Genomic DNA, 5791 nt, shown 5'->3' on the forward strand with positions numbered 1-5791 from the left:
TCGCTGGCCGGTGGAGCGTTATGCGGCGCTTGCGGGGCGCATGCGCGCGCGCGCGGGATCCGCCCGGTTGTGGTGGGCGGGAAGGCGGAAAGTCCCCTTGCCGCCATTATCGGCCAGTCCTGCCCCGATGCGCTTGACCTGACGGGCCGGACATCCCTGCTGGAACTGGGCGGCGTGATCGCGCGGGCGGCCTGCGTGGTGGGGAACGATACGGGGCCGATGCATATGGCTGCGGCCCTGGGCGTGCCATCGACCGTGCTGTTCTGCGCGGCCAGCAACCCCGCGCTCAACGCGCCCGTGGGGCGGTACGCGGGGCAGGTACGGGTCATTTATGTGCATGATCTGGCGACTCTGCGCGTGGACAGGGTTGCGGCAATGCTCCCGTAACGCCATTACAGCGCAGTATCTTCTTACCGGAGCAATGAACCATGCCTGCCATCACCCTGCCTGACGGATCCGTTCGCCGCTTTGACGGGCCGGTGACGGGCACTACGGTGGCGCAGTCCATCGGGGCCGGTCTGGCCCGCGCAGCCCTTGCGATGGAAGTGGACGGCCATCTCATGGATATCGGTCGGAGCATCGACCACGACGCCAGCCTGCGTTTCATCACGCGCAAGGACCCCGAGGCGCTGGGAATGATCCGCCACGACGCCGCCCATGTGCTGGCCGAAGCCGTACAGTCGCTGTGGCCGGGCACGCAGGTCACGATCGGCCCATCCATCGAAAACGGGTTTTACTACGATTTCTATCGTAACGAGCCATTCTCGCCGGAGGATTTCGCCGCCATCGAGGCGCGGATGCGCGAAATCGTGGCCGCCAATACGCCCTTCGTGCGTGAGACATGGCCGCGTGCGAAAGCCATCGCGTTTTTCGAGGAACGTGGCGAGCGCTTCAAGGCGGAACTGATCCGTGACCTGCCGGAAGATGAGGAAATCTCCATCTACCGCCAGGGCGAATGGCTGGATCTGTGCCGGGGGCCGCATCTGCGTGGCACGGCGGACGTGGGCACGGCCTTTAAGCTCATGAAGGTGGCCGGGGCCTACTGGCGCGGTGACCACCGTAACCCCATGCTGACGCGCGTCTACGGCACGGCGTGGCGCGACCGTAAGGAACTCGAGGCGCACCTGCACCAGCTTGAGGAAGCCGAGCGCCGGGACCATCGCCGCATCGGCCGGGAAATGGATCTGTTCCACATTCAGGAAGAGGCCGTGGGCCAGATTTTCTGGCACCCCAAGGGCTGGCGGCTGTACTCGGTGCTGCAGGACTACATGCGTCGCGCGCAGAACGGCAACGGCTACCAGGAAGTGCGCACCCCGCAACTGGTTGACCGTGGGCTGTGGGAAGCTTCCGGCCACTGGGACAAATACCGTGAGCACATGTTCATCGCCACCGTCGAGGACGAGGACAAGACCCTCGCGCTGAAGCCGATGAACTGCCCGTGCCATGTGCAGATCTTCCGCCATGGCCTGCGCTCCTACCGTGAGCTGCCGCTGCGCATGGCGGAATTCGGCGCCTGCCATCGTTATGAACCCTCCGGCGCGCTGCATGGCATCATGCGCGTGCGTGGCTTCACGCAGGATGACGCCCATATCTTCTGCACCGAGGACCAGATCGCGGATGAGACGGCGCGCTTCGTGCGCATGCTGTCCGATGTGTACCAGGATCTCGGCTTCGAACATTTCCGTGTGAAGTTCGCCGACCGCCCCGAACAGCGCGCGGGTGATGACGCGACATGGGACCGCGCGGAAAACGCGCTGAAGGTCGCGTGCGACATGGCGGGCGTAAGCTACGAGCACAATCCGGGTGAGGGCGCGTTTTATGGCCCCAAGCTTGAATTCGTGCTGCGCGACGCCATTGGCCGTGACTGGCAGTGCGGCACGCTGCAGGTCGATTACGTGCTGCCCGAACGGCTGGATGCCTCCTATGTGGGGGAAGACAGCGCGCGCCACCGGCCGGTCATGCTGCACCGGGCGATTCTGGGCTCGTTCGAGCGGTTCCTCGGCATCCTGATCGAACAGCACGCGGGCCGTTTCCCGCTGTGGCTGGCGCCGACGCAGGTGGTCGTGGCTTCGATCGTGACCGATGCGGCCGATTACGCCCAGCAGGTGGCGGACAGCCTGCGCGCCGCAGGACTGGTGGTCGAGGCCGACCTGCGCAACGAGAAGATCAACGCCAAGATTCGCGAACACAGCCTGGCCCGCGTGCCGGTCATTCTGGTCGTGGGCCGCAAGGAAGCGGAGGACAATTCCGTCGCCATGCGCCGCCTTGGCGGCAAGACGCAGGAGGTGCTTCCGGTGGATGAGGCGGTATCCACCCTTGCATATGAGGCGCTGCCACCCGATATCCGCCGTACGCGTGGCTGAGGCGGCCCCGTGGCGTAATGGCTCCGTGCCGCGATTGCATGGCTGTTTTCGCGGGGCGGAGCAAGACAGTACTTGATCTGTGGCGTGTGTTTGCGTCACATATCTTTCCATAATGTAAGGTCGTTTCATGCTCGCGGCGCGTCCGGCTGGCTTCAGCCACCGGCACACAGGCGGGCGGGCGGCCTTGCCTGCCGTTTGAATGAAACAGTTACAGGAGCTGACCATAGCCAGACCCCCCATGCCCACTCCGCCGAATCGAGAGGGCCCCCGTGTCAATGAAGAGATTCGCGTACCCCAGGTACGCCTGATCGACGAAGCGGGCGAGATGCTCGGCATCATGTCCACCCGTGATGCGCTGGCGCGCGCTTATGCCGTCGGTCTTGACCTGCTGGAAATCAGCCCGAACGCCGAGCCGCCGGTGGCCAAGGTGCTTGATTACGGGAAGTTCAAATACGAACAGCAGAAGAAGCGCAACGAAGCGCGCAAGAAGCAGAAAGTCATTGAAATCAAGGAAGTCAAGGTTCGCCCGAACATTGATGAAAATGACTATCAGGTGAAAATGCGCGCGATGAAAAGCTTCATTGGCGAGGGCGACAAGGTGAAGGTGACCCTTCGCTTCCGTGGCCGCGAAATGGCGCATCAGGATCTGGGTGTGAAGGTTCTGGAGCGTATCCGCGCGGAAATGGACGAGCTGGCCAAGGTTGAGCATATGCCCAAGCTTGAAAACCGTCAGATGATCATGGTGCTGGCGCCGCGCTGAGGCGTCCCGCTCCTGTCATCAGGATTGAAAAAAGGCCCGGAGATGCGCTCTTCCGGGCCTTTTTTCGTATCCTGGCCAGCAGGGTTCAGGGTTTGAGTATCAGCGTGGCATGGGCCGTGGCGGTCACGTCTTCCATGCCCGCCGGGGCGGAAGGCGCCACGCTTTCGGCGCTGGCGCGGGCCATCATCATCATGGGCATGGGGCGCGCCGTGTCCTGATCTTCCAGCACGACGGATGTGAGCGCCGTGATTTTCCGCTTCAGCGTGGTGGCCGCCGCCTGCGCGCGCTGCTGCATGTCCTGCAGGGCGAGGGCTTCGGCCTGACGGGTCAGTTCCGCCCGCCGCGCGCGCGACAGGGACCAGTCCAGTTGGGTCAGGGCCAGGTTTTCGGCCTGCAACTGTCCGATCAGCGGTAGCAGGTTCTTGCCGTCCTGCGCGGTCAGGCGGATGGTCTGGCGGGCGACCCAGCCCGGTTTGCGGTTCTGGCGCGGGTCGCCATCATCATGCCGGACGAAATACGACTCGGCATTGACGGTCAGCCCGTCCACATGGGCGGCGGTCGCCATGGCCTTCGCGATCAGGGCATTGACCTGCGCCTGTGCCGCCGCCGCCGTATCGGCGCGGGATTCGGCAAAGAACGTGGCGGTCAGTTCGTCGGGCAGGGCCTGCACGGTGCCGGATGCAACCAGATCCAGCCTGGTTTCATCAGGCGTGGCAGGGGCGGCCGCGGGTGTCTGCGCCATCACCGCCGCCGGACACAGGGCCGCCGCGAGTAAGAGTGCTGGCGCGGCGTGGCGCATGGGCATGCGCAGGTATCCGGACATCATGAATGTGTCGTTTCCTTCAGTTCCACCAGCGCGCGGCGGAGTCGGACGATTCCCGAGCGGATGCGCCCTTCGCGGCACATGCCTTCGCCCTGCATGCGCAGGCTGTCCACATCCTGCGGCAGGGCGGGGCCATAGGCGTCGATGATGTTCAGGAGCCGGTTGCAGTAGGCCCGCGTGTCGCTGGTGATGATGACAGGCTTGTCCGCCCCGTCCCGTGCCGCCATCACGCGGGGCATGTCCCCTGGCTCCACCGGCACGGGGGAGGCCCCGCACAGGCAGAAGCCCATCACGACGATGGCTGGCGTCACGGCGGATTGCATGTTCATGGCGTTACTCTACGCTACTGTTCATGTCGTGCTGATGGGAGAAAGGTGACGTTTGCGTCATGCCAGATATGTGCTGGCCGGATGGAAAATCATCTTCCCCCGCTGACAGCGCGCACGCCGCCACGGGCAGGGATATGGAAACCGTAAGCCCGGGGTTATGGGCGGAAAGGTGCATCCGCCCGCCATGCAGTTGCACGATGGCGCGCACCATGGCCAGCCCCAGCCCGGCGCCGGGCGTGTGGCGGGCCTTTTCCGCGCGGAAGAAGCGTTCCGTCGCCCGCGCCATGTCCGCTTCGCTCATGCCGATTCCCTCATCGCTGACGGACAGGTCCAGCATCCCTTCGCCCGTCGGCCCGCTCGTGCGGCCGGGGGAGAGTTCGCGTATCTGCGCGCGCAGGTAGACCGTGCCACCGGGCGGCGAGAATTTTATGGCGTTGTCGAGCATGTTGGCGACTGCCTGCTGCACCAGAGAACGATCACCATAAAAGGACAGGTGGGCCGGCAGGTCGAGCGCAAGCGCGATATGGTGTTCATCCGCCACGGCCTCATACAGGTCGGCCACGTCGCGCAGGACCGGCACGAGGTCGAATGTCATGAAGGCGGAGCGGCGTGCCCCCGCCTCGATCTGGGCGATGCGCAGCAGCGCCTCGAACACGGCCGTCACGTTGTCCAGATTACCGACCGCGCGTTCGATCGCGCCGCGCAGTTCGTCCGCCGTGGTGGCGTGAAGGGCCGCATCCTCAAGTTGCGTGCGCGCCCGCGCGATGGGGGTGCGCAGGTCATGGGCAATGGAATTGGACACCTGCCGCACCCCGTCCATCAGGCGCACGATGCGGTCCAGCATCTCGTTGATGGCTTCGGCCACCTGGTCCATCTCGTCGCCATTGCCCACCAGCGGCATGCGCCGGCTCAGGTCGCCATGCGCGATGGCGGAGGTGGTGCGCGCCACGGTCTTGACCATGCGGCGGAAGATGCCATGCACCAGCACCGCCCCGCTCACCGCCAGCAGCGAGACCATGACCCACGCCCAGACCAGCGAGTCGGTCAGCAGGTGGCGCAGCACCCCGCGTGAGCGGACATCACGGCCGACCAGCAGGCGGTAGCCGCTGTCAAGCTGGCCCGCCGTATGGGTCTGGGCAGTGCCGGGCAGGCGGTAGCCATGCAGTTCCGCCATGCCGCGCAGCCCCGCACGCGTATCGGGCAGGGTGTACCAGCGATCGGTGTACTGCACGCGCCCGGGCCATGCGGAGACATTGCCGGTCAGGTAGTTCCCCTGCGGATCCACGACAAGGTAGATCGCATCATCATCAAGGTTCTGTTCCAGCCGGTCCTCGATCGTGAGCGCGAGCGTGGGCAGGCCGCCCATGACCCAGCGTTCGGCCAGGGCGCGGGCGTCGGCGTTGATGGCGGTTTCGACCTGACGCTCCAGAAAGCCGATCGTGCCCCACCACATGAACGACATGAACAGGACCGAGGACAGGGCGAACAGCATGCCATAGGCCAGCGAGAACCGCAG

The 5791-nt window shown here is 65.0% G+C and carries 5 protein-coding genes and 1 pseudogene; 3 read left to right on the forward strand and 3 right to left on the reverse strand.

The genetic code is table 11. From position 1 onward, the window contains the following. From JCM25156_RS22845 to infC, 3 genes and pseudogenes are all read left to right on the forward strand, one after another. A pseudogene (locus JCM25156_RS22845) lies at positions 1-387 on the forward strand (glycosyltransferase family 9 protein); the annotation flags it as partial. Between the two features lie 41 nt (positions 388-428). After that, on the forward strand, positions 429-2363 hold the full coding sequence (gene thrS / locus JCM25156_RS08595; RefSeq protein ID WP_025812776.1) for a threonine--tRNA ligase: 1935 nt from the start codon (positions 429-431) through the stop codon (positions 2361-2363). 238 nt (positions 2364-2601) lie between these two features. Continuing rightward, positions 2602-3123 carry a translation initiation factor IF-3 gene (infC, locus tag JCM25156_RS08600; protein ID WP_025812777.1) on the forward strand — a complete coding sequence of 174 codons (522 nt, stop codon included), beginning with the start codon at positions 2602-2604 and terminating at the stop codon, positions 3121-3123. Positions 3124-3208: 85 nt separating this feature from the next. On the opposite strand, the gene JCM25156_RS08605 is transcribed toward infC, so the two are convergent. From JCM25156_RS08605 to JCM25156_RS08615, 3 genes are all read right to left on the reverse strand, one after another. Further along, a complete protein-coding gene (locus JCM25156_RS08605) occupies positions 3209-3949 on the reverse strand; it encodes an SIMPL domain-containing protein (RefSeq protein WP_025812778.1) in 741 nt (246 codons plus the stop codon). Then, positions 3946-4275 carry a hypothetical protein gene (locus JCM25156_RS08610; protein WP_025812779.1) on the reverse strand — a complete coding sequence of 110 codons (330 nt, stop codon included), beginning with the start codon at positions 4273-4275 and terminating at the stop codon, positions 3946-3948. Before JCM25156_RS08610 ends, JCM25156_RS08605 begins: the two co-directional genes overlap by 4 nt. A gap of 4 nt (positions 4276-4279) precedes the next feature. Further along, a partial coding sequence (locus tag JCM25156_RS08615; RefSeq protein ID WP_025812780.1) for a sensor histidine kinase occupies positions 4280-5791 on the reverse strand: 1512 nt, incomplete at its 5' end.

Source organism: Komagataeibacter kakiaceti JCM 25156, assembly GCF_000613305.1.

Bases quoted from the DNA above. Each gene is read 5' to 3' on its own strand.
- infC (WP_025812777.1), top strand. From the start codon at position 2,602: ATGCCCACTCCGCCGAATCGAGAGGGCCCCCGTGTCAATGAAGAGATT.
- thrS (WP_025812776.1), top strand. From the start codon at position 429: ATGCCTGCCATCACCCTGCCTGACGGATCCGTTCGCCGCTTTGACGGG.
- JCM25156_RS08605 (WP_025812778.1), bottom strand. From the start codon at position 3,949: ATGATGTCCGGATACCTGCGCATGCCCATGCGCCACGCCGCGCCAGCA.
- JCM25156_RS08610 (WP_025812779.1), bottom strand. From the start codon at position 4,275: ATGAACATGCAATCCGCCGTGACGCCAGCCATCGTCGTGATGGGCTTC.